Genomic DNA, 21,786 nt, shown 5'->3' on the forward strand with positions numbered 1-21,786 from the left:
ATCGAGGGTCTATTCGTCTTGCGTGACATCCTGACCGCGCTCGCGGGTCTCGTCATCCTCCTGCTCACGGCGGCGCTCGTCGCGCCGCCGCTGATCGATTGGGACCAGCGCCGGGACGAGCTGGAGCGGGCGCTCACGCGCGCCGCCGGCGCGCCCATCGCGACCGAGGGGCCGCTCGACCTGCGGCTCCTGCCGTCGCCGCGGCTGAGCGTGGGTGGGATCGTCATCGGCGGCAGCGATGCGGACGCCGCCTCCCTCGTGGCGCGGGACGTCGTCGCCGAGATTGCGCTCGCGCCGCTCCTGCGCGGCGAGGTGCGCTTCACCGCGGGCCGCGCGGTGGCGGCGGAGATCCGCGTGCCCACCCGCGGCGGCGAGGGGCTGCGCCTGCCCGCCGCGCTCGCTCCAGGTGCCGAGACGGCGGCGCGATTCGCCTTCGACGACCTGCGCGCGGACGATCTCGCCATCGTCGCCGTCTCCCCCGAGCTCGGCGCGCGCACCATGCTCGACATCGACGACGTGCGCCTCTCGGCGGACGCGCTCGGCGGGCCTTACCGGATCGACGGCGTCGCCGAGGGGCTCTCCTTCCGGCTCGTGACGGGACTCTTCGACGCCGAGCGGGTGATGCCGCTGCGCTTCCTCGCCGGCGAGGACGGGCCGCTGCGCTTCGACGCGCAGGGTACCCTCGCGCTGGAGCCGACGGGGGAGGGTTACTTCGCAGCCTCGCTCTCGGGCGAGGGGCGGATGATCGTCGCGCCCGCGGCGCCGGCCGGGACGCCCGACGGGACGGCTCCCGACGCGGCGCCCCTCGTGGTCGAGACCGCCTTCGAGACCGCGCGAAACGGCGTCGCGCTCTCCGAGCTCTCCATCGAGACCGGCGATCCCGGTGCCGGCTCGCGGCTCGAGGGCGAGGGCTTCGTGCGCCTCGACGATCCGCGCCTGTCGCTCACCCTCGCCACGCGCCGCCTCGTCGCAGAGCGGCTGATCGAGAGCCCCCTCGGGACCGCGCTGGCCGCGGCCTCGCAGGGCGATCTCGGCCTGCCGGTGGCGCTCTCGCTCACGGCGGACAGCGTCTCCGTTCTCGACGAGGAGATCGCCGAGGTCTCCGTCGATCTCGTCGCGGAGGACGCGCGCCTCGAGGTCCGCGCGGCGCAGGCGCTCCTGCCCGGCGATGCGCGGGCGACCTTCGCAGGCGAGATCGGGCTCGACGCATTACCCGACGCTTGGCCCGACGCCGACGGGCGCGTGACGCTCGTCGCCCGCGACGGCGCGCGTCTCGCCCGGTTCCTGCGCCGGGCCGGCGCGGACGGCGCGCTCCTCGACCTCCTCGACGGCCAGGCAGTCGACGTCGCCGCCGACGTCGTCTGGCGGGAGGATCTCGTCGCGCTGTCATCGCTGCGCTTCGCCGCCGGCGAGACGGCGCTCACGGGGGCCGTGCGCTTCGATCCCGGGACGGCGGGCACGCGTCCGACGCTGTCGGCACAGATCGTGGCCGACGGCCTCGACGTCGCGCGCCTGCCGCAGCTCTCCGCGCTCTCTGCGCTGCCGGGCAGCGTCGACGTCTCGCTCGTGCTCGAGGCGCAGGACGTGCGCTACGAGGGGGCGGAGGGTGCCGGGCGCATCCTCGCGCAGCTCCAGTCGGAAGGAGCGGGCCTCTCCATCGAGACGCTCGAGATCTCCGATCTCGCCGGCGCGGACGTCTCCGTCTCCGGGCGCATCGCACCGGACGGAACGGGGCGGATCGAAGGATCGCTCCAGGCGATCGAGGCGGAGCCGCTGATCGCGCTGCTCGGCCGCGTCGCCTTCGGTGATGCCGTGGCCGCGATCCCCGCCTTCATCCGCGATGGCGCGCTCGACGTCTCGCTCACGGTCGAGCGCCTCGCCGACGGGCAGGGTGCGACGGCGGGCGGGCTGCGCACGGCCATCGAGGGCACGGCCGCCGGCGGCCCGATCTCGGCGCAATGGCTGACCATCGAAGGGCGCACCGAGCGGCTCGAGGTGGAGCTCTCCACCGACAGCGCCGCGCGCTGGCTCGCGGTGGAGGGTACGCCCGTCGCGGACGAGCCCGCCCTCGTCGCGCTCACGCTCGGCCGCAGCGGGCCCGACCGCTTCGTCGCCCGCACCACCGCCGACGTCGCGGGGCTGCGCCTCGACACGACGCGCCCGCTCGTCCTCGACGCCATCGACTTCGCGCCGATCTCCGGCGAGATCGACCTCGTCGCCGAGGACGTGCGCCCCGCCCTCGCGCTGCTGGGCGGCACCATCGTCGCGGAGGCGCCCGTGCCCGCCACCTTGCGCGCCTCGATCCGCCGCGAGGGGCTCGACACGCTGATCGAGGCCGGCGGCAACGTCGCGCGCGAGAGCGTGAGCGTGCGCGCCACGCTCACGCTGGAGGGCGAGCCCGTAGCCGAGATCCGCACCGGCGCGCTCTCCCTGCCCTGGCTCGCGGAAGCCTTCGCGCTCGGCGACGTGCTGGAGGCGGGCGACGACGCGACCTGGTCGCGCGAGGCCTTCTCCGCCTTCGCCCGCCCGCTGGAGACGGGCAGCGCCAGCATCGTCACGCCGCGGCTCGATCTCGGCGGCGGCTTCGTCGCGCGCGACGCGCGCCTCGACGTCGCCCTCGTGCGCGACGGCATCGCCATCACCGGCCTCGAAGGCGCCCTCGCGGACGGCCGCATCGCCGCCGACCTGACGCTGCGCCGCCCCACCGCCGAGCAGGGCTCCGTCGTCGGCGAGGCCTCGCTCGCGGACCTCTCGCTCGCAGATCTCGCTCCCGATCTCGGCGTGACGGGGCGGCTCACCGGCACCTTCGACTTCGGCGGCGTCGGCGGCAGCATCGCCGAGATCGTCGGCGCGCTCGCGGGGGAGGGGCGTGTCACGATCGCCGATCTAGTGGTGCCAGGCGCCGACCCGTCGGCGATCCTCGGCGGGCTCGAGCGCGCTCTGGCCGAGGACGATCCCCTCGGCGGGCGACGCGTCGAGACCTATGTCGGCGAGGCGCTCGACGCCGGGCCGCTGCGCGCCGAAACGGTGGAGGCGCCGGCGACGCTGGTCTCGGGTGTGCTCGGGCTCTCGCCGATCCGCGTCGCGGCGCCGGGGGATGCGGGTGGCGGCTTCGAGGGCGTCGCCTCCCTCGACCTGCGGGCGCTGACCCTCGACGTCGAGGGCTTCCTCACCGCGGACGCCGCGCCGCAGGGCTGGGAAGGGCCCGCGCCGATGATCGGCCTCGGCTTCGCCGGCCCGCTCGACGGGCTGGAGCGCACGATCGACGTCGGCCCCCTCACCAACGGCATCGCCGCGATCGTCCTCCAGCGCGAGCTCGCCCGCATCGAGGCCTTCGAGCGCGAGGCGAGCGAGCGCCAGCGCCGCATCGACGAGGCGCGCCTCATCGACATCCGCCGCGAGCGCGCGGAGGAATGGCGCGTGGAGGCCGAGCGCCGCCGCCAGGAGGAGCTGCGCCGCCGCGGCGCCGAGGAGGAGGCTCGCCGCGACGCCGAGCGCGTGTCCGCCGAGGCGCTGGCCGAGGAACGCGCCCGGCAGGCGGCGGAGGAAGAGGCGCGACGTCGGGCCGAGGAGGAAGCTCGTCGAGCCGCGGAGGAAGAGGCGCGACGTCGGGCGGAGGAGGCTCGACGGATCGCGGAGGAAGAGGAAGCGCGGCGCCGGGCGGAGGAAGAGGCTCGGCAGGCGGCGGAGGAAGAAGAGGCACGGCTGCGGGCGGACGAGGAAGCCGAGCGTGCCGCCCAGGAGGCGGCCGCGGCCGCTGAAGCGGCATCCGAGAGCGAGGCTGCCAGCCCCGTGCAGGACGTCTTCGACGCCGAGGCGCTGCGGCGCTTCCTCCAGGAGCAGAGCCTCGCGCCGCCGGCCGAAGCCGCCCCGTCTGCGCCGGCGTCCGAGACGCCGGCGCAGTGAGGCTCAAGGCCGCGCGGGCACGGTCAGGCCGCGCTGCACGGCGGGGCGGGCGAGGCCGCGCTCGAGCCAGGCGGGGGTGCGGGAGAGGGCGTCCCAACCGACGATCGGACCGGCCTCGTAGAAGCCCACCACCGTGCGCACCCAGCCCAGCAGCGCGATGTCGGCGATGGTGTACTCGTCGCCCATGATCCAATCGCGCCCTTCGAGCCGCGTCTCGATCACCTCGAGCAGCCGCTCGGTCTCGGCGCGGTAGCGCTCCTTGGGGCGCGGATCCTCGATCTCGCGACCCTTGAACTTGTGGAAGAAGCCGAGCTGGCCGAAGAGCGGCCCGGCGCCGCCCATCTGCCACATCACCCATTGCAGGGTCTCGTAGCGCCGGGCCGGATCGGCCGGCAGGAGCTGCCCCGTCTTCTCGGCGAGGTAGATCAGGATCGCGCCCGATTCGAACAGCGCCAGCGGCTTGCCGCCCGGCCCGTCGGGATCGATGATCGCGGGAATCTTGCCGTTGGGATTGAGCGCCAGGAATTCCGGCGTCCAGGTCTCGTTGTCGCCGATGGCGACGAAATGCGGCTCGTAGGCGAGCCCGGTCTCCTCGAGCATGATCGACACCTTCACGCCGTTGGGCGTTGGCGTCGAGTAGAGCTGCAGGCGCTCCGGGTGCTTGGGCGGGTACTTCGTCGCGATCGGGTGCGTGGTGAGGTCGGTCATCTGGGGCATGCCTTTCGTTCGAGCTGCGCCGTATCGTCGCCGCCCAAGATGGCGATGCTCCGTGACGACGCAACGACCCGAGGCGAAAGCGCGGGTTGGCAGCGGTGCAAGTAACGAAACGGCCCCGGCGGGCACGCGTGGACGACGCAGCACCCATGTCGCTGCAACACGGCCTCCATGTCGCATCCATTCACGATTTGCCGGCCCTGGCCCCCCATGATAGAGGCCCCATCTGAGACGGAACGGGCGCAGCGAGGCGCCCGCCCGCGCGCGCGACGCCGGCCCCGGCGGGCGCGGGACGACGCGAGGCCGACGAGAGCGAGGCGACCATGAGCGCGAGCGAAGCGACCGGGACCCACCTGTCCAACTCCTTCTTCTCGGCGGGCCTCGCGGACGTCGATCCGGAGATCAACGCCGCCATCGAGGCCGAGCTCGGCCGCCAGAAGATGGAGATCGAGCTGATCGCCTCCGAGAACATCGTCTCCCAGGCGGTGCTCGAGGCGCAGGGCTCGGTGATGACCAACAAGTACGCCGAGGGCTATCCCGGCCGGCGCTACTACGGCGGCTGCCAGTTCGTCGACATCGCCGAGAAGCTCGCCCAGGAGCGCGCCTGCCGCCTGTTCGATTGCGGCTTCGCCAACGTGCAGCCCAATTCCGGCAGCCAGGCGAACCAGGCGGTGTTCATGGCGCTGATGAAGCCCGGCGACACGTTCATGGGCCTCGACCTCGCCGCCGGCGGCCACCTGACGCACGGCGCGCCCGTCAACGTGTCGGGCAAGTGGTTCAACGTCGTGAGCTACAACGTGCGGCCCGACGACAACCTCGTCGACATGGACGAGGTCGCCCGCCTCGCACGCGAGCACCAGCCGAAGGTGATCATCGCCGGCGGCTCGGCCTATTCCCGCCATTGGGACTTCGCCCGTTTCCGCGAGATCGCGGACGAGATCGGCGCGTACTTCATGGTGGACATGGCGCATTTCGCCGGCCTCGTCGCAGGCGGCGCGCATCCTTCGCCGTTCCCGCACGCCCACGTCGCCACCACGACGACGCACAAGACGCTGCGCGGCCCGCGCGGCGGCATGATCCTGACGAACGACGAGGATCTGGCGAAGAAGTTCAACTCCGCCGTCTTCCCGGGCATGCAGGGCGGCCCGCTCATGCACGTCATCGCCGCCAAGGCGGTGGCCTTCGGCGAGGCGCTGCGGCCGGAATTCAAGATCTACGCCCGGGCGGTCGTCGACAACGCCCGCGCCATGGCGGACACGATCGAGTCCGGCGGCTACGACATCGTGTCGGGCGGCACCGACAACCACCTCATGCTGGTCGACCTGCGCCCGAAGACGCTCACCGGCAAGGCCGCCGAGCAGGCGCTCGGGCGCGCGCACATCACCTGCAACAAGAACGGCGTGCCCTTCGACCCGCAGAAGCCGATGGTGACCTCGGGCATCCGCCTGGGCACGCCGGCGGGAACGACGCGCGGCTTCGGCATCGCCGAGTTCCGGCAGGTGGGCGAGCTCATCGTCGAGACGCTCGACGGGCTGGCGGCCAACGGCGACACCGGCAACGAGGCCGTGGAGGCCTCGGTGAAGGAGCGCGTCCACGCCCTCACGGGTCGCTTCCCGATCTACGGCTGAGGAGACGCACGCGCGCCATGCGCTGCCCCTATTGCGGAAGCCTCGACACGCAGGTGAAGGACTCGCGGCCGGCGGAGGACTCGGCCTCGATCCGTCGGCGGCGCGTGTGCCCTGATTGCGGCGGTCGGTTCACGACGTTCGAGCGCGTGCAGCTGCGCGAGCTCTTCATCGTGAAGCGCTCGGGCAAGCGCGTGCCCTTCGATCGCGACAAGCTCCAGCGCTCGATCGACGTCGCCCTGCGCAAGCGCGAGGTCGATGCCGAACGCGTGGAGCGCATGGTCAACGGTATCGTGCGCCAGCTCGAATCCTCCGGCGAGACGGAGGTCTCCTCCGAGCAGGTGGGCGATCTCGTCATGGAGGGGCTCAAGAACCTCGACGACGTCGCCTACGTGCGCTTCGCCTCGGTCTACAAGAGCTTCCGCGAGCCCAAGGATTTCGAGGAGCTGCTCATCGGGCTCGGCCGCGCGGCCGGGGCGAAGCCCGCGCCGTCGCGCCAGGCGGACGCGGCCGGCGATCCCGCGGCCATCGTCGAAAGCGGCACGCGATGAGCGTCGCCGTCGAGCGCGCGGCCTCACCCGCCGCCGGCGAGCCGCAGGCGGCGCGCGACGTCCTCTACATGCGCAACGCTCTCGCCATCGGCCGGCGCAATCTCGGCCTCACCTGGCCCAATCCGAGCGTCGGCGCCGTGCTCGTCTCGTATACGTCGGGCGAGCCCGTCATCGTCGCGCGAGGCGTCACCCAGCCCGGCGGTCGCCCGCACGCGGAGCGCATGGCGCTCGACGTCGCCGGCCCGGCCGCGAAGGGCGCGACGCTCTACGTGACGCTCGAGCCGTGCTCGCACCACGGCAAGACGCCGCCCTGCGCCGAGGCCGTGATCCACGCGGGCGTCGCGCGGGTGGTCTACGCGCTGGCCGATCCCGATCCGCGGGTGAGCGGGCGGGGCGCCGCTCTGCTGCGGCAGGCCGGCCTCGCCGTCACCGGCGGCGTCGAGGAGCGGGAGGCGGCGCGCGGCCATATCGGCCACGTCACCCGCGTGACCAAGGGTCGGCCCGCCGTCCTGCTCAAGCTCGCCCGCACCGCGGACGGCTATGCGGCGGCGGCGTCGAACGAGCGGCTCCTGATCACGGGTCCCCTCGCCAATGCCCGCGTCCACCTCATGCGCGCCCACGCGGACGCGATCATGGTCGGGCTCAATACCGTCGTCGCCGACGATCCGCGGCTGACGACGCGGCTGCCGGGGCTCGAGGACCGCTCGCCCGTGCGCGTCGTGGTCGATTCGAACCTCGCGCTGCCCCTCGACGCCGGCCTCGTCCAGAGCGCGGGCGCGCCGCCGACCTGGGTGCTGACCACGATCGACGCCCCCGTCGCCGCCGAGCGGCGCCTCGTCGCCGCGGGCGTCGAGGTGATGCGCGTCGGCGCGGACGATCGCGGGCGCGTGCGTCTCGACGAGGGCCTGCGGCTGCTGGCCGTGCGCGGCATCACACGCGTCTTCTGCGAGGGCGGGCCCGCGCTCGCCGAGGGGCTGGCGCAGGCGGATCTCGTCGACGAGCTCGCCATCGCCACCGGCCCGCGGCGGCTGGAGGCGCCGGGCTCGGAGGCGACTGGACTCGCCGCCGTCGGCCCCGCGCTCGCCCGTCACATCGAGACCCGCATGCGCCTCCATGCCGAGGAGCCGGCGGGAGACGACCTGTTCCAGCTCTACGAGAGGGCGTGAGCCATGTTCACCGGCATCGTCACCGCCATCGGCCGCGTCACGGCGGTGGAGGACCGCACGGACCAGCGCCGCCTCACCATCGCCTGCGACTACGACCCGGCGACGATCGCCATCGGCGCCTCCATCGCCTGCGGCGGGCCGTGCCTGACCGTGGTCGAGACGGGAGGCGTCGCCGGCGACATGTGGTTTCGCGTGGACGTCGCGGCGGAGACGCTGGCGCGCACGACCGTCGGTGCCTGGGGGGAGGGGACCCGCGTCAACCTGGAGCGGTCTCTCAAGATCGGCGACGAGCTCGGCGGCCACATCGTCACGGGCCACGTGGACGGCCTCGCCGAGATCGTCTCGCGCAGCGCCGTGACCGCCGAGGAGAGCGGATGGGGCGCCACCGCGCGCTTCGACCTGCGCCTGCCGGCGGCGCTCTCCCGCTTCGTCGCGGAGAAGGGCTCGGTCGCCCTCGACGGCTGCTCGCTGACGGTGAACGCGGTGGAGGGCGACGTCTTCTCCGTCCTCCTCATCCCCCACACGCTCGAGATCACCACCTTCGGCGAGCGCCGGGCGGGCGACCGCGTCAACGTCGAGATCGACCTGATGGCCCGCTACGCGGCGCGGCTGATGGAGAGGCGGTGAGGGCGCCGCGAAGCAGCGGACGTCTCGGCGGCAGCGAGGGTGCCAGCATGGACATTCTGATACGCGATCTCGAAGATCAGGTCGTCGCTAGGCTGGAGACGCTCGCTCGTGCGCGCGGCGTGACGCTGGAGGAGATCGCACGCGAAGCGCTTCGCGCGTTCGTCCAGCCGCCGGTCTCGGACTTCCCCGCCATCGCGGCCCGGATCCGGGCCATGGGGCCGTTCTTTCCAGGCAGCAGCGTGGATCTCATCAGGGAAGATCGCGACAACGACGAGCCGTACAGGTGAGGTCGAGAGAAGCGCGACGTCGCCCGACGGCTCTCTAGACCTTCGTCGCGCTCACGCCCGCACGCGTCCCGCTCCCTCGCGGGCGATCGTGTTCGAGGCGTCGATGGAGAGGGCGCGGCGGTAGCTCTCGCGGGCCTCGTCCATCTGCCCGGAGCGCTCGAGGGCGACGCCGCGATAGGCCCAGGCGTCGGCGTTCTGCGCATTGACGTTGAGCGAGGCGTTCAGGTCCTCGATCGCCTTCTGGAAGTCGCCCAGCGCGATGAGGCTCTGCCCGCGACCCTGGTAGGGCGCCGCGACGTAGGGGTTGCGGTCGATGGCGGCGTCGAAGTCGAGCACCGCCTCGCGATGCTGGCCGAGCCGCTGGTAGACGAGCCCGCGGGCGTGGTGGGCCTCGGCGGATTCCGGGTTCACCCGGAGCGCCTCGTTCAGGTCCGTCAGCGCAGCGGCGGTGTTGCCCTGCGCGCGCAGGAGGTTGGCGCGGCCGATGCGGGCGGGCGCGTAGTTCGGGTTCGACGCCAGCGCGCGGGTGAAGTCCGAGAGCGCCTCCGTGTCACGGCCGGTCTGGCGCAGCGCCAGCGCGCGGTTGGTGTAGGCGGCGGCGTTCGACGGGTCGAGCTCGATCGCGCGGGTGAAGTCCGCGAGCGCGTCGCGGAATTCGCCGATGCGCGCATAGGCGGCGCCGCGCGTGTTGTAGGCGGTGGCGTCGTCGGGGTTGTTGCGAATCACCTCCGTGAGCGAGGCGATGTTCGTCCCCGAGACGGCGCTGTCCTGACGCTCGAGCACGGCGACCTGCTGCGCGGGGCCACGGGCGACCGTCTCGCAGCCCGCGAGCGCGATGCCGGCCAGCAGGAGAAGGCCAAGCCGCGGCCCACCGAGCCGCAGCCCGGGCGCGCGCGCCGCGTTTCGCGTGGCGATGGTGGTCGTCGTCATCCCGGCCTCTCCCCCGCGCTCGTCGCGCTCGTCACGTCGGTCGTGCCTAACGAGGCACGGCTGCCGCCCTCCTGAGACACGAATGAGGCGATTCCGCGCCCGTGCGGGGCCGCGGATCGCCACGGGTCTCGTCGGAAGCGCGGCTCGGCGCCCGTCCGGAACGGCCAGGCCTCAGCGGGCCTTAGCCTTCGACGGCAGCAGGCCCTCGCGCTGCATCCGCTTGCGGATGAGCTTGCGGGCGCGGCGGACCGCCTCGGCCTTCTCGCGCGCCTTCTTCTCGGAGGGCTTCTCGAAATGGCCGCGCAGCTTCATCTCGCGGAAGATGCCCTCGCGCTGCATCTTCTTCTTGAGAGCGCGGAGCGCCTGGTCGACATTGTTGTCACGGACGAGAACCTGCACGCGTCGAGTTCCTTCGGTTGATGTGCGGGCGATGTACGCATGAGCAGCTGGTACGGCCGAGCGGCGGCGTCGCGTCGCGGCGGGCCTCGTTCGGTGAAGCGTGCCGATAGCAGAAAGGCATGGGCCTGTCGAGAGCCGAGATCGGCCCTCAACGCGAGCCCCACGCTGGCGTTCAGCGCCCTCCGGAGAGCCGCGTCACGTGCCCCATCTTGCGCCCCGCGCGGGCCTCGCCCTTGCCGTAGAGCGTGAGGTGCGCGCTCGCGTCGGACAGGATCTCGCGCCAGCGATGGGCGTCCTCGCCGACGAGGTTGTCCATGACGACGCGCGGCGCTCGTCGCGCCGTGTCGCCGAGCGGCCAGCCGCAGACCGCGCGCACGTGCTGCTCGAATTGCGAGGTGGCGGCGCCGATGTCGGTCCAGTGACCGGAATTGTGCACGCGCGGCGCCATCTCGTTGACGACGAGGCGCTCGCTCCCGCCCTCGCGCACCAGGAACATCTCCACCGCGAGAACGCCCACGTAGTCGAGCGCCGCCGCGATCCGCGAGGCGATCGCCCGCGCCTCGTCCGCCGCTTGCGCGGAGATCGCCGCCGGCACGCTGGTCCGGGCGAGGATGCCGCCTTCGTGTCGGTTCTCGCACGGATCGTAGACGGCCATGCCGCCGTCGGGCCCGCGCGCCGCGACGACGGATATCTCGGCGGAGAAGGGCACGAAGCCCTCCAGGATCGCCGGCGCGTGCGCGATCGCGTCGAGCGCGGCGGACGCGTCGTCGCCCTCGCGGATTACCACCTGACCCTTGCCGTCGTAGCCGAAGCGGCGCGTCTTGAGGATCGCCGGGCGGCCCAGATCGGCGAGCGCCGCCTCGAGCGAGGGGAGGTCGTCGACGGCGCGGAACGGCGCGACGGGGATGCCGAGATCGGCGACGAAGGTCTTCTCGACGAGCCGGTCCTGCGCCGTGGCGAGCGCCCGCGCGCCCGGCCGCAGGAGCGCGTGGCGCTCGACGATCTCCGCGGCGGCGACGGGGACGTTCTCGAACTCGTAGGTGACGACGGCGCAGCCCCCGGCGAATTCCGCCAGCGCCTCCGTGTCCGTGAAGCGCGCATGCGTCGCGCGCGCGGCGACCTCGAAGGCCGGGCTGCGCGGATCGTCGTTGAATACGTGGACGACGAGCCCGAGCCGCGCCGCCTCCACCGCGATCATGCGCCCGAGCTGGCCGCCGCCGAGGATGCCGAGCACGTCTCCTGGCGCGATGCCGCTCATCGTGAGGGCTCCACCGATCCGTCCCGAACGGGCTCGGCCGGAGCGGGCTCGTCCACCGGCCGCTCGGCCACGGCCTGCGTCTGACGTGCGCGCCACGCGTCGAGCCGCTCCGCCAGCGCCGCGTCGGTCAGGGCCAGGACGGCGGCGGCGAGCAATGCGGCGTTGATCGCCCCCGCGCGCCCGATGGCGAGGGTCCCCACGGGAATGCCGGCGGGCATCTGCACGATGGAATGCAGGCTGTCGACGCCCGACAGCGCCTTCGATTCGACCGGCACGCCGAAGACGGGCAGCGGCGTGAGCGCCGCCGCCATGCCCGGCAGATGCGCCGCACCGCCGGCGCCGGCGACGACGACCTTGAAGCCCTCCTCCCGCGCGCCCTTCGCGAATGCGAAGAGCCGCTCGGGCGTGCGGTGGGCGGAGACGATTCGCGCGTCGTAGCCGACGCCGAGCGCGTCCAGCGTCTGAGCCGCATGCCGCATGGTGGCCCAATCGGACTGGCTGCCCATGATGATGGCGACGGGAGGCCGTGAGGGCCTTGCATTCTCGGTCATGAGCGTCCTCGCGGAGGGCGGCCGTCGCCCTCAGGCGATGATGTCGGGGAGGATCTCGTCCTCGATCCGGTGGATGCGATCGCGCAGGGTGAGCTTGCGCTTCTTGAGGCGCTGCAGCTGCAGGCGGTCGTGCACGGTCGAGGATTCGAGCGCCTCGATCGCCCGATCGAGGTCGCGATGCTCCTCCTTGAGCCGCGCGAGCTCGGCCTGCAATTCGACCGAATCGAAGCCTTCGTCCACGACCTGCGCTCCCGATCACCACCCGGGCCCGCGAGCCCTTCACGCATTCCTCACCAAGAGCGACAAAAGCCGCGCGCCGTCAAGGTCCGGAGCTCGAACCGTACCGCTTCCGGGTTGCGCCGCAGCATGCGAAAGCTTCGACAGGCGAATGAATCTGTGCCAGCATGTCGACGTTCGAAGCAGACTTCGGAAGGGAGACGACGCATGTCGCTGAACAGCCACTTGGCCGAGCTCGAGCGCAAGCACCAGGCGCTGGAGCAGGAGATCCAGAAGGCGGTGACCAGCCCTTCGACGAGCGACGAGGAAATCGCTCGCCTCAAGCGCCGGAAGCTGGTCCTCAAGGACCAGATGGCCCGCCTCCGAGAGGGCGACAGCGCGGAGGCGACGATCCACTGATCGCGCTCGCCGCATCGTTCCAGGCCGAGTAGCGGGGGCCGTACGCCCCCGGCAGCGTCGCCGCCGTTCGGGACACCGAGCGGCGGTTTCTCTTTGGCGGGGCGCTTTCAATCCACGAGAAAGGTGCGCGCGAGGCAGGCCTGGCGGATGATCGCCGTCATGGCGGCGGCGCCGAGGGCGCCGGGGTCGAAGGGCGGCTGCGCCCTGTGCTGCGCCAGGAGCTCCTCGACGATCTCCTCCTCGTCGAGCATCGCCATGCGCACCGGCGGCAGCGCGTTGGCCTCGACCGCCCCGAGATGGACGAGCGTCACCCCATGGTGGCGCGGGTCGACGAGAAGCCGCCGGAACACCTCCGTCACCTCGTCGATGTCGCCTTCCAGCGCCTGCATGAAGACGCCGCGATAGGCGACGAGGCCGCTGCGCAGGCCCGCCTCGCCGTTCCGCCGCTCGCTCGTCTCGAGCAGCCTGGCGCGGGCGCCGGCATCGAAGCCGGGCGCGATGCGGCTGTGGTAGAGGAGGCGGCTCGGCTGGGCGATGCTCATGGCGAACGTCCGAGCCGAGGTGATCCGCGGAGCTGGTTCCTAATTCGTGTCGAAAAAGGACACGTTTGCACCGATCGCATCCGTCCGAGAGCCGCCGGCCGGGACCTCGGCCCGGAATGCTTGGTCGTCTCGATCGCAACGCAATGCACGGAGGTCATCTACGCTTATTACCTTACGGAAGGTATTTTTACGTAGCGGAAGATCTCCTAAGCCCGGCTTAACACACCGAGCCGTCTTTTCGTCGCCTCAGCCGGCCTTGGCTTTCGGTGCGCCGGCGCCGTGGGGAGGCAGCAGCGTGTCCACCTCCGCGCGAATCGCAGCGCGGCAGCCGCACGCGCGCAGCTCCAGCCCGGCCAGATTCTCGACCCAGATGCGTCCGTGGCGGTAGGCGATGAGCCCCTCGTCCCGCAGCGCCCGCGCGGCCGCGGTGACGCTGGTTCGCCGGACCCCGAGCGTGTCGGCGATCTGCTCCTGCGTCAGCGCGAAACGCTTGGCGTCGCTGGCGTCCGAGCACGCGAGGATGCGGCGGGCGAAGCGCTGCTCGAGGCTGTGCTTGGCGTTGCAGGCGACGCTCTGCAGGAGCTTGGCCGTCGTGACGGTGTTCGCTCGTACGGTCATGTCGCGGATGGCTGGGCTCGCTTCCGCGGCCTCCAGGTAGTCCTTGGTGGCTATGGCGAAGCCGTTGCCCTCGACGTGCATCACGGCCTCGCGAAGGGCGCGCGGCGCGCCGACGCCGCCCATCAGGCCGATGGCGCTGTCGGGTCCTATGGTCAGGCTCTCGACCGACGTGCCGTCGTCCATGCGCGTGACGTAGGAGACGAGGCCTCGTTCGAGGAAAACGATCCGATCGATGGGCGAATCAGCCTGGAGGAGCACGTCGCCGATCTCGTAGGAGACGGGTGTGAGCCGCTGCTCCAGGCGCTCCAGATCGGCATCCGGAAGAAAGGCCAGGCAGCGGTTCCGATACATCCTGCGCGACATTTTCACTCCTACGCGTCCCCGTCACGAGCCGTTCGACGTAGCCTGATAGACGTTCACGTCGAGTGAGGCAAACGACTTCGCACGAATACGTGACTTACTCAACGTAAGACATGCCTTCACGATGAGGTGGTCGTTGCGTCGTCAACCACGAATTTAGACACGCGATTCCGATCGAGCGAGACACCGTCGAATCGCCGACACATTATCGTTCGTGGTCGTGGTCCGCAACCAACCGGGGATCATTCCATCCGGCACAAGCGCACGTTTCCGCGCGGCGCTGTCTCCGCAATCCTGCGGACGGGACCGCTCTCCCGAGGGCGGCTATCGTCGATGCGCGAACGTGCATGGCGAAGGAGGCGCAAGCGTGGACGGTGGAGCTGGCGCGACCCGCGTACACGAACCGCTCGGCCTCGCGGCCGACCCTCTCGCCGAGGCGCCGCATCGAGACCTGTGCACGGATTGCGGCGTCTCGCGCAGCGCGGATCCGAAGCGTTGCGGGCGGGCCTGCCAGTTCATCGCGCCCGACTATCCGCGGCTCGAAGCGGCGGCCCACGGCCGGGCCCGCGATCCGGCCCGGCCCGACGAGGTGCATTTCGGCCCCTTCCGCCGGCTGCTGCGCGCCGCGCTCGATGCGCCGGTTCCGGGCGCGCAATGGACCGGGATCACCACGCGCATCGCCGAGCGTCTCCTGGAGACGGGCGCCGTCGACGCCGTCCTCACCGTGGCGCCGCATCCGCAGGACCGTTGGCGTCCCGTACCGGTGCTCGTCACCGAGCCCGGCGAGCTCGCCGCCTGCCGCGGCATGCGCATGGGCTATGCGCCGCTCCTGTCGCTGCTCGAGCCCGCCCGTGCGCGCGGATTCCGGCGTCTCGCCGTCATCGGCATCCCCTGCCAGGTGTACGCGCTGCGTGCGCTCGAGGCCGAGCTCGGCTTCGAGCGGCTCTACGTCGTCGGCACGCCCTGCTCGGACAACACCACGACGGAGCGCTTCCACGAGTTTCTCGCGCTCCTCGACGCGGCTCCCGAAACGATTTCCTATCTGGAGTTCCGTGCCGACTACCGCGTCGAGATCCGCCACGACGACGGGCGCGTACGTACGGTACCGTTCCTCAAGCTGCCGATCTCGAAGCTGCCGGGCGACTTCTTCCCGCTGACCTGCCGTACCTGCGTCGACTACACGAACGTGCTCGCGGACATCACCGTGGGCTACATGGGCGGGGAGGGCCAGCAATGGCTCGTCGTCCGCAACGAGCGCGGCGAGGAGCTCGTGTCCCTGCTCGACGGCGAGATCCGCCTCGAGGCGTGCGGCTCGAAGGGGAGCCGCCGCTCGGCCGTCGCGGGCTTCGTGTCGAACGTCGCGCGGGCCGCGGGCGGGCTGCCGCTTCGCGCGATGCCGAACTGGGCCCGTCCGATCGTCGCCTGGCTGCAGCCGCGCATCGGGCCGCGCGGGCTCGAATTCGCCCGCGCGCGGGTGGAGATGAAGGCGGCCGAGACGGTTCTCCATCTTCGCCGCGCCCGCCCGCGGCGTATGCGCGCGATGATCCCCGACCACGTCTGGCGCCTCGTCGCGCCCTACGGGCTCGCGCCTGAGCCCGGCGAGCGGCGTGGCGGCGCCGACGGCAGCCTGGGCGCCGGTGAGGACGACCGAGGCGGGTGATGCGCTCGCTTCAGCTGTCGTCGGCTTGACCAGCGCGCAGCCGTCGGTGGGGTAGCCGTCGCGGCCGTGAGCTGTCGCTTTCGCGTCATCGTACTCTGTTCGACGATGCGCGTGGCATGACGCCGAGGCGGCGCCGATGCCGCAATCCTCTGCGATCCAAGCCGGTTGCCTTGTCCGCCGCAATGCAATAACGCTTCGCATGAATAGGTATGCGGCTCGAATCGTGAATGCGACGGTCCGCAACCGGGGGGCGACCCAGCCGAATACGGTCCCGAGGGGACGATGCGGCTGCGGCGCGGCGTCGGGGTTTTGGAGCGTGGTACATGAGTGAGGAAAGCACGAGCATCGACTTCGTTGCGGTCGCCGCCGAGGTCGTCGCGTCCTACGTCGCCAACAATTCCGTGCCGGCGCACGATCTGCCGGCGCTCATCGAGCAGGTCCACGGCGCGTTCGCGGCTCTGGGCCGTCCGCGTCAGGTGGAGAGCGCGCAGCCGCTCAAGCCGGCCGTTCCCGTGCGTCGCTCGGTCACGCCGGACCACATCGTCTGCCTCGAGGACGGCAAGACGTTCAAGTCGCTCAAGCGCCACCTGCGCACGCGCTACGGCCTCACGCCGGAGCAATATCGCGAGAAGTGGGGCCTGCCGGACGACTACCCGATGGTGGCGCCGAACTACGCCCGCGCGCGCTCGGATCTCGCCAAGGAGATGGGCCTCGGCCAGCAGCGCCGCCGCCGCCGCGCACCGCGCTGAGCGGGCCCGTTTCTCTATTTTTCCTTATTCTGCAAGCACTTCGCCGGGGTCGGCTCCATGCCGAGCCCGGCGTTCCTACGGATGGATATGCTCTTCCTCGTTGTGCATGCGTCGTGCGACCGGAAATTTTGTTCTCACTTTGTTCACACAATCAGCTTGACTAGTCGGCGTCGGGATGCATCCTTGGATCGCAGACGGAGAGCGGGCGAGAGGAGCGTCGTGGTGATGGATCGGCATTCTGCTTTCGAACAAAGCAAGAACAAGATAACGCGTGGCACGCCTCGCGAGCGGGGCGACAGGCGGGCGCGCGGCGGCGGAGCGAGCGCCGGGCGAGACGTGGCCGGGCAGGGCGGCACGGCGAGCACGAAGCCGGGGCGGCGTGCGGTCCGGCTGCTGGAGGCCCTGTGCGCCAGGGACGCGAGCGGCTTTCCCGATCCCGTTGACCCCGCCCGCGTGCTGGTGCGCGCCGGAGCCGACCGCCACGGCGTCTCGCTCAGCGCCGGAGCCTTCGACGCCGCCGACGCGGAGGCGCTCGTCGCCGCCGATCTCGCGCGCTGGTCGCGCGAGACCCGCGCGCGGCGGCTCGTCGCCACGGAGGCCGGGCGTTCGTGGTTGAGGCGCGGCGCCGATCCGGCGGAGCCCTTCGCCGCCCAGCACCGCGAGACCCGCAGCGCGGATCGGCCGGACCCGGCGGGCGGCACGACGAGGCGCGTCGTCGTCAACAATTCCGAGAGCCCGCTCGCCTGGCTCGCCAGCCGCCGCAATCGCGACGGCTCGCCCTTCCTCGACGCCGCGTCGCAGGAGGCGGGCGAGCGCCTGCGACGCGACCTGACCATGGCCGGCATCATGCCCGGCGTCACGGTCGACTGGTCGCGCTTCGGCGGCGGCGGCTCGTCCCGTTCCGGGCCTCGCGGCGGGCTCGACATGACGGAGGCGCTCGTCGCCGCCCGCCAGCGCGTCGCGCGTGCGGGAGACGCGCTCGGGGCCGAGGATCTCGATCTCCTCGTCGACGTCTGCGGCTTCCTCAAGGGCCTGTCGACGGTGGAGCGCGAGCGCGGCTGGCCGGCCCGGTCGGCCAAGGTGCTCGTGGCGCGCGCACTCAAGCGGCTCGCGACGCATTACGGCCTCGCGGCAGAGGCGCGCGGTCCCGCGCGCGCCGTCGGCATCGCGGCCTGGCGGGCATGAGCGCGCCCGCGGCGCCTTCATCAGCCGCGGCGCATGTGTCAGCCGCGGCGCATGGCCTCGCTCGCCTCGAGCGCGGCCCTGTCCCGGCCGGCCGTCGCCACGGCGCGGACCTCGTCCTCCGCGGCGATCCGCACCAGCGCGTCCCGGGCCGCCGGATCGCCCTCCACCTCCATCGTCGCGTCCGACGGCGCGTGCCCGACATAGCGCACGGAGAGATCGTATTGCTTCGTCCAGAAGAAGGGCGGGTCGTCGTAGGCTGCGACGCGCCCCATCATGGCGAGCGCCGCCGTCTGGCCCTGGCGCTGGGCGACGACCCAGTGCTCCACGCGGATGCGCTCGCCCGTCTGCGGGTCGGGGAAGGCGGCGATGTCGCCGGCCGCATAGACGTGCGGGTCGCTCGTGCACATCGTCGCGTCCACCTCGACGCCGTCGCCCACGGCGAGCCCCGCCGCCTCGGCGAGCGCCGTGCGCGGCGTGACGCCGATGCCGACGAGGACGAGATCCGCGGGCAGGCGCGCGCCGTCGTCGAGGATCGCCGTCGCGTCCTCGTAGGCCCCGACCTTGCGCCCGAGCCGGAACGTGACGCCGTTCTCCTCGTGCAATGCGCGCAGCATGTCCGAGAAGGCCTCGCCGAACACCATCGCCATCGGCTTCTCCTGCGGCGCCACGACGGTGACGGCGCAGCCACGCTTGGCGAGCGCGGCGGCCGCCTCCATGCCGATGAAGCTCGCGCCCATCACGACGACCTTCGCGCCTTCGGAGAGACGTGCGACGACGCCTCTCGCGTCCTCGAGCGAGCGCAGGACGCGCACGGCCTCGTGGTCCGCGCCGGGAAAGTCGGGCCGGCGCGGCTCGCCGCCGGTGGCGAGGAGGAGCGTCGAATAGCCGAGCGTCGACCCGTCGGCGAGGCGCACGCGCTTCTCCTGCGGCTCGATCGCCTCCACGCGGGTCGCGGTCCGTATCTCGATCCCTGCGAGCCCGTCGGGATCGGCGAGCGCGAGGTCGTCCGCGCCTTTCGCGCCCTGGAGGAAGGCCTTGGAGAGCATGGTGCGATCGTAGGGCGGATCGGCGTCCTCGGAGAGGATGACGACGGGGCCCGCGTGCCCCTCGCGTCGCAGCAGGTCGGCGGCCGCGAACCCGGCGGCGCCCCCGCCGACGATGACGATCCGGTCCTCGCCCTCGGCGATGCCGCGCCCGGTATCCGGTGCGATCTCGTCGCGCACGAACACGCGCCCGTCCACCACCTCCGTCTCGTAGCGCGGCAGCGCGTCGAAGGCCGGCGCCTCGATCGCGCGGCCGGTGCGCAGCGAGAAGCAGGCGTGGTGCCACGGGCAGCGCACGGTGTCGTCGGAGACGAGGCCCTTCGCCAGCGGTCCGCCGAGGTGGGTGCAGGAGGCGCCCACCGCCAGGAATTCCGAGCCGCGCCTGGCGAGGAGCACGCGCGTGCCCCCCACCTCGCCGGAGAGGGTCGTGCCGTCCTCGAAGGCGTCGATCGGCACGCCGGCATCGAGATCCGCGTCCGTGGGGAAGTTGGCGTGGCTCTCCGTCATCGGATCGTCTCTCCTGGCTCTTCGGATGGCGCGCGGCGGGGCGAGCCCGGCATCGCGCGACATCCAACGCGCGAGAGCGGCGAAAGGAGCCGTCCCTTGCCCCCGCGAAGGCTGGGGCGTAGCGTGCCGGGCGCCGTGACGTCGTGTCACGGGACTTCGGCTCGAGGGGGGCACGTTCATGATGAGGAAGGCAGGCGCGGCGCTCGCGATGGCGGCGATGCTGGCGTCGGGATCGGCCGGTGCGCAGAGCTTGATCGACGGCTCGGTGCCCGACGAGGTGATGAACCTCGCCCGCGGCTTCGGCTCGGCAACGCTCGAGACCGATCCCGTCGGCGATCCGTTGATCTCCGGGCGCATCGACGGCAACGCCTATCGGATCTACTTCTACGGCTGCCAGGCGAACGCGAATTGCGACACGCTGCTCTTCGAGGGCGTGTGGGACGTGGACGACGCGTCGCTGAACGCCGTCAACGACTTCAACAAGAATGCGATCTTCGGCCGCGCCTACGTCGACGAGGAAGGGGACTACGTCATCGAGATGACGGTGAACCTCGCCCACGGGGTGGCCCGCGCCAATCTCGACGACACCTTCGTCGTGTGGTCGGATCTGATGCGCGAGTTCGCGCAGTTCGCCGCGGACAATTGACGGCCGGAAGATGCGGCGCGGCGGAGCGCCGCGAACGCGAGACGCGCGGGAGGATCATGCGGCTCACGATCATCGGTGCGACGCGGGGCATCGGCAAGGCGCTCTGCGAGCAGGCCCGCGCGGCGGGCCATCACGTGACGGCGGTCGGGCGCTCGCTCGGTCCCGCGTCGAGCGCGACCCTCACCCACGTGCGCGGCTCGATCCTCGACGAGGGCGTCGCCGAGGAGGCGCTGGAGGGCGCGGACGCCGTGGCCTATTGTCTCGGCGCGGGCGCGTACGGCCCCGACAAGGGCCGGCCCGTCACGATCTTCTCGGAGACGACCGAGCGGCTCATGGAGGCCATGCGCGCGACGGGGGTGATGCGCATCGGCGTGATCACCGGCGTCGGCTCGGGCGACAGCCGCGGGCACGGCGGCGTCCTCTACGACACGATCGCGATGCCGCTGGCGCTGGGCGCCATCTACGCCGACAAGACCCGCCAGGAGGAGATGCTGCGTGCCTCCGACCGGGACTGGACCCTCATCAGGCCCACCGTGCTGACGCACGGACCCTACACGGGGACCTACCGCGTGATCGAGGATCTCACCGGCTTTCGCGGCGGCACGGTCAGTCGCGCCGATTGTGCCGATTGCCTGCTTCGGGCGCTGGCGGAGCACCGCTGGTCGCGCCGCGCGGTCGTGGTCACTGGAGGGGACGGGCGATGAGCCTCGCCATCCGCCCCGCGCGCCACGGTGAAGCCGGGCTCGTGCACGGCTTCATCATGGAGCTCGCGGCCTACGAGCGTCTCGCCCACGAGGTCGAAGCGACGGAAGCGTCCGTCGCCGAGGCGCTGTTCGGCGAGAGCCCGCGCGTGTTCTGCGACATCGCCGAATGGGGTGGCGAGCCCGTGGGCTTCGCGCTGTGGTTCTACAACTTCTCCACCTTCACTGGACGTCACGGCATCTATCTGGAGGACCTGTTCGTGCGCGAGAGCGCCCGCGGGCGTGGCATCGGCAAGGCGCTCCTCGCCCGCCTCGCCGCCCGTTGCCGCGAGGAGGGGCTCGCGCGGCTCGAATGGTGGGTGCTCGACTGGAACGCCCCGTCCATCGCCTTCTATCGGGCGCTGGGCGCGATCCCCATGGACGAATGGACCGTCATGCGCGTGACCGGGGACGCGCTCGAGCGGCTGGCCGGGGAGGCCGCGCCGTGAGGCCGATCGTCCTCGTCGCCGCCGTCGCGCGCAACGGCGTCATCGGGCGCGAGAACCAGCTGGTCTGGCGGCTGCGCAGCGATCTGCGACGCTTTCGCGCGCTCACCATGGGCAAGCCGCTGATCATGGGCCGCAAGACCTTCCTTTCCATCGGCAAGCCGCTGCCCGGGCGCGAGACCGTGGTGCTCACCCGTGACCGCGACTTCGCCCATCCCGGCGTGCAGACGGCGCAGAGCTTCGACACGGCGACGGCCATGGCGGATACGATCGCCGCGCGCATGGGCGCGGACGAGATCGTGGTCGCCGGCGGTGGCGAGGTCTACGCTCTGGCGCTGCCTTACGCCACCAAGTTGTACCTCACGCGGGTCGACGCGGAGCCCGAGGGCGACGCCGTGTTCCCGGGCTTCGACGCCCGCGCCTTCCGCGAGGTGCGGCACGAGGCCCACCCGGCGGGTCCGGAGGACGAGCACGCCTTCGCCTTCGTCGATCTGGAGCGTCGCACGGGCCCGGTTTCCGGTTGACTTCGGGGGCGCGAGAACCCACGTGAGAACCCATGCGAGGCTTGGCGGTCGGCGCCGGTGGGCGCGGCGACGCGGAGCCGGAAGCACACGCCGAGAACGTGATTTCAGGCACGATC

23 protein-coding genes are annotated in these 21,786 nt (G+C 71.9%); 14 read left to right on the forward strand and 9 right to left on the reverse strand.

Features of this window, described 5'->3' with window-relative positions:
- Positions 1-18 precede the first annotated feature (18 nt).
- Positions 19-3,906 carry an AsmA family protein gene (locus IEX89_RS18355; protein WP_188914719.1) on the forward strand — a complete coding sequence of 1,296 codons (3,888 nt, stop codon included), beginning with the start codon at positions 19-21 and terminating at the stop codon, positions 3,904-3,906.
- Between the two features lie 3 nt (positions 3,907-3,909).
- Here the strand turns inward: IEX89_RS18355 and IEX89_RS18360 are convergent, their stop codons facing one another.
- Positions 3,910-4,614 carry a glutathione S-transferase N-terminal domain-containing protein gene (locus IEX89_RS18360; RefSeq protein WP_188914872.1) on the reverse strand — a complete coding sequence of 235 codons (705 nt, stop codon included), beginning with the start codon at positions 4,612-4,614 and terminating at the stop codon, positions 3,910-3,912.
- Positions 4,615-4,943: 329 nt separating this feature from the next.
- Here IEX89_RS18360 and glyA point away from each other — a divergent pair, with 329 nt between their 5' ends.
- From glyA to IEX89_RS18385, 5 genes are read left to right on the forward strand one after another with little or no spacing between them, the layout of a single operon-like run.
- Complete coding sequence (gene glyA / locus IEX89_RS18365; protein ID WP_188914720.1) at positions 4,944-6,248, forward strand: serine hydroxymethyltransferase; 1,305 nt, start codon at positions 4,944-4,946, stop codon at positions 6,246-6,248.
- Between the two features lie 17 nt (positions 6,249-6,265).
- The gene (gene nrdR / locus IEX89_RS18370) at positions 6,266-6,796 is read left to right on the forward strand and encodes a transcriptional regulator NrdR (RefSeq protein WP_188914721.1); all 531 of its coding nucleotides are present in this window, start codon (positions 6,266-6,268) and stop codon (positions 6,794-6,796) included.
- Complete coding sequence (gene ribD / locus IEX89_RS18375; RefSeq protein WP_308423844.1) at positions 6,793-7,962, forward strand: bifunctional diaminohydroxyphosphoribosylaminopyrimidine deaminase/5-amino-6-(5-phosphoribosylamino)uracil reductase RibD; 1,170 nt, start codon at positions 6,793-6,795, stop codon at positions 7,960-7,962. Before nrdR ends, ribD begins: the two co-directional genes overlap by 4 nt.
- A 3-nt stretch (positions 7,963-7,965) precedes the next feature.
- Positions 7,966-8,589, forward strand: a complete 624-nt coding sequence (locus IEX89_RS18380) for a riboflavin synthase (RefSeq protein WP_188914722.1) — start codon at positions 7,966-7,968, stop codon at positions 8,587-8,589.
- Positions 8,586-8,876 carry a ribbon-helix-helix domain-containing protein gene (locus tag IEX89_RS18385; RefSeq protein WP_188914723.1) on the forward strand — a complete coding sequence of 97 codons (291 nt, stop codon included), beginning with the start codon at positions 8,586-8,588 and terminating at the stop codon, positions 8,874-8,876. The genes IEX89_RS18380 and IEX89_RS18385 overlap by 4 nt, the downstream gene beginning before the upstream one ends.
- 51 nt (positions 8,877-8,927) lie before the next feature.
- Here IEX89_RS18385 and IEX89_RS18390 read toward each other — a convergent pair whose 3' ends face one another.
- From IEX89_RS18390 to IEX89_RS18410, 5 genes are all read right to left on the reverse strand, one after another.
- Positions 8,928-9,806, reverse strand: a complete 879-nt coding sequence (locus tag IEX89_RS18390; RefSeq protein WP_188914724.1) for a tetratricopeptide repeat protein — start codon at positions 9,804-9,806, stop codon at positions 8,928-8,930.
- Positions 9,807-9,977: 171 nt separating this feature from the next.
- Positions 9,978-10,205, reverse strand: a complete 228-nt coding sequence (gene rpsU, locus IEX89_RS18395) for a 30S ribosomal protein S21 (RefSeq protein WP_188914725.1) — start codon at positions 10,203-10,205, stop codon at positions 9,978-9,980.
- A gap of 172 nt (positions 10,206-10,377) precedes the next feature.
- Positions 10,378-11,463 carry a 5-(carboxyamino)imidazole ribonucleotide synthase gene (locus IEX89_RS18400; protein WP_188914726.1) on the reverse strand — a complete coding sequence of 362 codons (1,086 nt, stop codon included), beginning with the start codon at positions 11,461-11,463 and terminating at the stop codon, positions 10,378-10,380.
- Positions 11,460-12,014: a 5-(carboxyamino)imidazole ribonucleotide mutase gene (gene purE, locus IEX89_RS18405; RefSeq protein ID WP_188914727.1), complete on the reverse strand. Its 555-nt coding sequence runs from the start codon at positions 12,012-12,014 to the stop codon at positions 11,460-11,462. Before purE ends, IEX89_RS18400 begins: the two co-directional genes overlap by 4 nt.
- Positions 12,015-12,044: 30 nt before the next feature.
- Positions 12,045-12,254 (reverse strand): YdcH family protein, encoded by a 210-nt coding sequence (locus IEX89_RS18410; RefSeq protein WP_188914728.1) that lies wholly within the window; start codon positions 12,252-12,254, stop codon positions 12,045-12,047.
- A 204-nt stretch (positions 12,255-12,458) separates the two neighbouring features.
- On the opposite strand from IEX89_RS18410, the gene IEX89_RS18415 reads away from it, so the two are divergent.
- Positions 12,459-12,650 (forward strand): YdcH family protein, encoded by a 192-nt coding sequence (locus IEX89_RS18415; RefSeq protein ID WP_188914729.1) that lies wholly within the window; start codon positions 12,459-12,461, stop codon positions 12,648-12,650.
- Between the two features lie 107 nt (positions 12,651-12,757).
- On the opposite strand, the gene IEX89_RS18420 is transcribed toward IEX89_RS18415, so the two are convergent.
- Both IEX89_RS18420 and IEX89_RS18425 read right to left on the reverse strand, forming a co-directional pair.
- The gene (locus IEX89_RS18420) at positions 12,758-13,192 is read right to left on the reverse strand and encodes a BLUF domain-containing protein (protein ID WP_188914730.1); all 435 of its coding nucleotides are present in this window, start codon (positions 13,190-13,192) and stop codon (positions 12,758-12,760) included.
- A gap of 246 nt (positions 13,193-13,438) precedes the next feature.
- Positions 13,439-14,173 (reverse strand): Crp/Fnr family transcriptional regulator, encoded by a 735-nt coding sequence (locus IEX89_RS18425; RefSeq protein ID WP_188914731.1) that lies wholly within the window; start codon positions 14,171-14,173, stop codon positions 13,439-13,441.
- Between the two features lie 364 nt (positions 14,174-14,537).
- Here IEX89_RS18425 and IEX89_RS18430 point away from each other — a divergent pair, with 364 nt between their 5' ends.
- From IEX89_RS18430 to IEX89_RS18440, 3 genes are all read left to right on the forward strand, one after another.
- Positions 14,538-15,830 carry a Coenzyme F420 hydrogenase/dehydrogenase, beta subunit C-terminal domain gene (locus tag IEX89_RS18430; protein WP_210317673.1) on the forward strand — a complete coding sequence of 431 codons (1,293 nt, stop codon included), beginning with the start codon at positions 14,538-14,540 and terminating at the stop codon, positions 15,828-15,830.
- 323 nt (positions 15,831-16,153) lie between these two features.
- A complete protein-coding gene (locus tag IEX89_RS18435; protein WP_188914732.1) occupies positions 16,154-16,579 on the forward strand; it encodes a Ros/MucR family transcriptional regulator in 426 nt (141 codons plus the stop codon).
- Positions 16,580-16,915: 336 nt separating this feature from the next.
- Complete coding sequence (locus tag IEX89_RS18440) at positions 16,916-17,764, forward strand: DUF6456 domain-containing protein (RefSeq protein WP_188914733.1); 849 nt, start codon at positions 16,916-16,918, stop codon at positions 17,762-17,764.
- Positions 17,765-17,802: 38 nt separating this feature from the next.
- Here the strand turns inward: IEX89_RS18440 and IEX89_RS18445 are convergent, their stop codons facing one another.
- On the reverse strand, positions 17,803-19,314 hold the full coding sequence (locus IEX89_RS18445; protein WP_188914734.1) for an FAD-dependent oxidoreductase: 1,512 nt from the start codon (positions 19,312-19,314) through the stop codon (positions 17,803-17,805).
- Positions 19,315-19,492: 178 nt separating this feature from the next.
- On the opposite strand from IEX89_RS18445, the gene IEX89_RS18450 reads away from it, so the two are divergent.
- The 4 genes from IEX89_RS18450 to IEX89_RS18465 are packed head-to-tail and all read left to right on the forward strand — an operon-like array spanning position 19,493 to position 21,670.
- The gene (locus tag IEX89_RS18450) at positions 19,493-19,960 is read left to right on the forward strand and encodes a YbjN domain-containing protein (RefSeq protein WP_188914735.1); all 468 of its coding nucleotides are present in this window, start codon (positions 19,493-19,495) and stop codon (positions 19,958-19,960) included.
- 56 nt (positions 19,961-20,016) lie between these two features.
- Complete coding sequence (locus tag IEX89_RS18455; RefSeq protein ID WP_188914736.1) at positions 20,017-20,664, forward strand: NAD(P)-dependent oxidoreductase; 648 nt, start codon at positions 20,017-20,019, stop codon at positions 20,662-20,664.
- A complete protein-coding gene (locus IEX89_RS18460; RefSeq protein ID WP_188914737.1) occupies positions 20,661-21,149 on the forward strand; it encodes a GNAT family N-acetyltransferase in 489 nt (162 codons plus the stop codon). The genes IEX89_RS18455 and IEX89_RS18460 overlap by 4 nt, the downstream gene beginning before the upstream one ends.
- Entirely contained in the window at positions 21,146-21,670 is a 525-nt protein-coding gene (locus IEX89_RS18465) for a dihydrofolate reductase (RefSeq protein WP_244645566.1), read from the forward strand. Before IEX89_RS18460 ends, IEX89_RS18465 begins: the two co-directional genes overlap by 4 nt.
- Positions 21,671-21,786: the final 116 nt, after the last annotated feature.

The sequence above is a fragment of the Salinarimonas ramus genome, assembly GCF_014645695.1.
GTDB lineage: Bacteria > Pseudomonadota > Alphaproteobacteria > Rhizobiales > Beijerinckiaceae > Salinarimonas > Salinarimonas ramus.

Coding starts and splice junctions, on each gene's coding strand:
- IEX89_RS18360 (WP_188914872.1), bottom strand. CDS start 4,614: ATGACCGACCTCACCACGCACCCGATCGCGACGAAGTACCCGCCCAAG.
- glyA (WP_188914720.1), top strand. CDS start 4,944: ATGAGCGCGAGCGAAGCGACCGGGACCCACCTGTCCAACTCCTTCTTC.
- nrdR (WP_188914721.1), top strand. CDS start 6,266: ATGCGCTGCCCCTATTGCGGAAGCCTCGACACGCAGGTGAAGGACTCG.
- ribD (WP_308423844.1), top strand. CDS start 6,793: ATGAGCGTCGCCGTCGAGCGCGCGGCCTCACCCGCCGCCGGCGAGCCG.
- IEX89_RS18380 (WP_188914722.1), top strand. CDS start 7,966: ATGTTCACCGGCATCGTCACCGCCATCGGCCGCGTCACGGCGGTGGAG.
- IEX89_RS18390 (WP_188914724.1), bottom strand. CDS start 9,806: ATGACGACGACCACCATCGCCACGCGAAACGCGGCGCGCGCGCCCGGG.
- IEX89_RS18400 (WP_188914726.1), bottom strand. CDS start 11,463: ATGAGCGGCATCGCGCCAGGAGACGTGCTCGGCATCCTCGGCGGCGGC.
- purE (WP_188914727.1), bottom strand. CDS start 12,014: ATGACCGAGAATGCAAGGCCCTCACGGCCTCCCGTCGCCATCATCATG.
- IEX89_RS18415 (WP_188914729.1), top strand. CDS start 12,459: ATGTCGCTGAACAGCCACTTGGCCGAGCTCGAGCGCAAGCACCAGGCG.
- IEX89_RS18420 (WP_188914730.1), bottom strand. CDS start 13,192: ATGAGCATCGCCCAGCCGAGCCGCCTCCTCTACCACAGCCGCATCGCG.
- IEX89_RS18425 (WP_188914731.1), bottom strand. CDS start 14,173: ATGTCGCGCAGGATGTATCGGAACCGCTGCCTGGCCTTTCTTCCGGAT.
- IEX89_RS18435 (WP_188914732.1), top strand. CDS start 16,154: ATGAGTGAGGAAAGCACGAGCATCGACTTCGTTGCGGTCGCCGCCGAG.
- IEX89_RS18445 (WP_188914734.1), bottom strand. CDS start 19,314: ATGACGGAGAGCCACGCCAACTTCCCCACGGACGCGGATCTCGATGCC.
- IEX89_RS18450 (WP_188914735.1), top strand. CDS start 19,493: ATGATGAGGAAGGCAGGCGCGGCGCTCGCGATGGCGGCGATGCTGGCG.
- IEX89_RS18455 (WP_188914736.1), top strand. CDS start 20,017: ATGCGGCTCACGATCATCGGTGCGACGCGGGGCATCGGCAAGGCGCTC.
- IEX89_RS18460 (WP_188914737.1), top strand. CDS start 20,661: ATGAGCCTCGCCATCCGCCCCGCGCGCCACGGTGAAGCCGGGCTCGTG.